The sequence below is a fragment of the Streptomyces sp. NPDC037410 genome (assembly GCF_055602235.1).
In genome coordinates this window covers 222,694-226,074 of the sequence record NZ_JBVJWR010000014.1, presented here as the reverse complement: position 1 = coordinate 226,074, position 3,381 = coordinate 222,694, and the positions used below count along the sequence as shown (strand labels likewise).

General features: G+C 76.6%; 2 protein-coding genes and 1 pseudogene. 2 read left to right on the top strand and 1 reads right to left on the bottom strand.

What is annotated here, in order from left to right; genetic code table 11:
- Positions 1-82: 82 nt before the first annotated feature.
- A pseudogene (locus ACZ7HT_RS24035) lies at positions 83-781 on the top strand (cobyrinate a,c-diamide synthase); the annotation flags it as partial.
- A 2-nt stretch (positions 782-783) separates the two neighbouring features.
- On the opposite strand, the gene ACZ7HT_RS24030 reads toward ACZ7HT_RS24035, so the two are convergent.
- Positions 784-1,512 (bottom strand): ZIP family metal transporter, encoded by a 729-nt coding sequence (locus tag ACZ7HT_RS24030; protein ID WP_471169309.1) that lies wholly within the window; start codon positions 1,510-1,512, stop codon positions 784-786.
- Positions 1,513-1,533: 21 nt separating this feature from the next.
- Here ACZ7HT_RS24030 and cobC point away from each other — a divergent pair, with 21 nt between their 5' ends.
- The gene (cobC, locus tag ACZ7HT_RS24025; protein ID WP_471169306.1) at positions 1,534-3,174 is read left to right on the top strand and encodes an Rv2231c family pyridoxal phosphate-dependent protein CobC; all 1,641 of its coding nucleotides are present in this window, start codon (positions 1,534-1,536) and stop codon (positions 3,172-3,174) included.
- Positions 3,175-3,381 lie beyond the last annotated feature (207 nt).

Sequence of the window (3,381 nt, the reverse complement as noted above, 5' to 3'; positions counted from 1 at the left end):
CCCCCCCCCCCCCCCCCCCCCCCCCCCCCCCCCCCCCCCCCCCCCCCCCCCCCCCCCCCCCCCCCCCCCCCCCCCCCCCCCCCCCCCCCCCCCTCTCCCCCCCCCCCCCCCCCCCCCCCCCCCCCCCCCCCCCCCCCCCCCCCCCCCCCCCCCCCCCCCCCCCCCCCCCCCCCCCCCCCCCCCACGGCCGGTCGTCGCCGTCGCCGGTGGGGCCGCTTTCACGTTCTCGTACGCCGAGCACACCGAGCTGCTCACCGCCGCCGGTGCCGACGTCGTCACCTTCGACCCGCTCCGCGACGAGGCCCTCCCCGAGGGCACCCGCGGGCTCGTCATAGGCGGCGGATTCCCCGAGATGTACGGGGCCGAGCTGTCCGCCAACGAACCGCTCCGCAAGGCCGTCGCCGAGCTCGCGGCAGCCGGCGCGCCCGTCGCCGCCGAGTGCGCCGGGCTGCTGTATCTGGCGCGGTCGCTCGACGGCACGCCCATGTGCGGGGTGCTCGACGCCGACGCGCGGATGTCCGAGCGGCTCACGCTCGGCTACCGGGACGCCGTCGCCGTGAGCGACAGCGTCCTCGCCCCGGCCGGGGCGAGGATGCGGGGCCACGAGTTCCACCGCACGGTCATCGAGCCGGGCGCGGGGCCGCTCGCGGCCTGGGGGCTGCGGCAGCCGGAGCGGCGGGTGGAGGGCTTCGTGCAGGGCGGGGTGCACGCGAGCTATGTGCACACCCACTGGGCGGGGTCCCCGGAGGTCGCCGCGCGGTTCGTGGAGCACTGCGCGTGAGATCAGCCGCCGGAGACGCCCACCACGAGCCAGATGAAGGCCACGCCCGCCACCGTGCACAGCAGGGTGGAGCGGGCGGGGTGTTCGTGGTGGGCCTCCGGCAGGATCTCGGCGGCGGCGAGGTAGAGCAGGGCGCCTCCGAAGAAGCCGAGATAGCTCCCGAGCAGTTCCTCCGGAAGGGTGAACAGGGTGGCGAGTCCGGCGCCGACGAGCGGGGCGACGGCGTCCGCGACGAGCATGGCGAGGGCCTTGTGGCGGGCGTTCCCGTAGAGGCTCGTGATCGTGTACGTGTTGAAACCGTCGGCGAAGTCGTGGGTGATGACGGCGAGCGCGACGGTGGCGCCCATGCCTCCGCTGACCTGGAAGGCGGCGCCGAGCGCGATGCCGTCCATGAGGCTGTGGAGGACCATCGCGGCGGCGGCCGTGAGGCCGACCTGGGGGACGCGTTCGTCGGCGCCGACCCCGTGGGCGGCCCGGCGGACCGCGAGGAGCCGTTCGACGACGTGGGCGAGGAGGAAGCCGCCGACGAACAGCAGCAGGGCCTCCGGGACGCCGAAGACCTTCTTCCCCGCGGCGTCCAGGGCCTCCGGCAGGAGGTCGAGTCCGACGACGCCGAGCATGAGTCCGCCGGCGAGGCCGAGGACGAGGTGGCGGCGGTCGGTGACGCGCCCGGCGACCCAGCCGCCGAAGAGCGTCATGAGGAACGCGCCGAACGCGACGACTACAGCCATGGGCCTTTGCTATCCGATGGGGTGCGGGGTGCGCACCTCGGCGTGGGGGTACGGCCGGGGACGGCGGCGGACGAGGTCCTCGCGCTCGTCGGCGCGGTGCTGCGGGAGGCGGGTCTGACGGGCGCGGACGTGCGGTCGCTCGGCACGCTCGACGCGCGGGTGGCGGAGCCGGGGATCGTGGCGGCCGCGGCGGCGCTCGGGGTGCCGGTGCGCGGGTTCACGGCCGGGGAGCTGGCGGCCGTTCCCGTACCGCATCCGTCCGCCCTGCCGCTGGCCGCGACAGGGACGGCCTCGGTGGCGGAGGCCGCGGCGCTGCTGGCGGCGGCCGCGATGGCGGGAGGCGACGGGCGCGGGGGGCCGGCGGGACCGGTGGTGCCGGCCGGCGGACGGGGCGGGGGTGTCCTGCCCGCCGGCCCGGAATGCGCCGTTCTTCTCGTCCCGAAGCGGAAATCCCGGCGCGCGACCTGCGCAATCGCCGCTTTTGGCCTGTTTCGCTCGAAACAAGTGATGTCCGTCGCACGGTTGTTGCCCTTGACTCACGGGTACATCGCTGGCGAGCCTGGCTCACCCCCCACCATCCCCACCCCCCATACGACGGCGGCCATGGACACGCACACGCACCCCGACGCCCACGACCTGCGCCACCACGGTGACGCCGAGGTCCGGGACGAGAAGCTCATCGATCTGGCGGTCAACGTCCGGACGAACACCCCGCCGGACTGGCTGCGGGAGCGGATCGCCGACTCGCTGACCGGTCTCGCCGCCTATCCCGACGGGCGCGCCGCGCGGGCGGCGGTCGCGGAGCGGCACGATCTGACGTCGAACCGGGTGCTCCTGACGGCCGGTGCGGCGGAGGCGTTCGTGCTGCTCGCGCGGGCCCTGCCGGTGCGGCGGCCGGTGGTGGTGCATCCGCAGTTCACCGAGCCGGAGGCGGCGCTGCGGGACGCCGGGCACGAGGTGGGCCGGGTGCTGCTGCGCGAGGAGGACGGTTTCCGGCTGGATCCGGCGGCCGTCCCGGAGGACGCGGACCTGGTGGTGATCGGGAACCCGACGAACCCGACGTCCGTGCTGCATCCGGCCGCCTCGATCGCCGCGCTCGCCCGTCCGGGGCGGATCCTGGTGGTGGACGAGGCGTTCATGGACGCGGTGCCGGGCGAGCGGGAGTCGCTGGCCGGGCGGACGGACGTGCCGGGGCTCGTGGTGCTGCGCAGCCTCACCAAGACGTGGGGGCTCGCCGGGCTGCGGATCGGGTACGTCCTGGCCGAGCCGGAGACGATCGCGGCCCTTGAACGGACGCAGCCGCTGTGGCCGGTGTCGACGCCGGCCCTGGTGGCGGCGGAGGCGTGCATGGCGCGGGCGGCGCTGGCGGAGGCGGAGCACGCGGCGCGCCGGATCGGGGTGGAGCGGGCGCATCTTCTTGCCGGGCTCGCGGAGTTCGACGAGGTCCGGACCGTGGCGGGGGCCGAGGGCCCCTTCGTGCTGCTGCGGATCGACGGGGCGGACGTGGTACGGGAGCGGCTGCGGTCGCTCGGGTTCGCGGCCCGCCGGGGCGACACGTTCCCGGGGCTGGACCGGAACTGGCTGCGGATCGCGGTCCGGGACCGGGCGACGACGAACCGTTTCCTGCAGGCGCTCGACCAGGCACTGCTGATCTGCGGCTGACCTGCCGCTGATCGGCGGCTGCCCGGGCGATCGATCGGCGGCTGACCGTGCGGCGCTGAGCCGCGTACCACCGCGGAAGGGTCCGGGGGGGGGGGGGGGGGGGCCCCCCCCCCCCCCCCGCCCCCCCCTCTCCCCCCCCCCCCCCCCCCCCCCTCCCCCCCCGGCCTTCCACCCCCAGTGGGGTGCGCAGGAGGGTCCCCCCGAAAG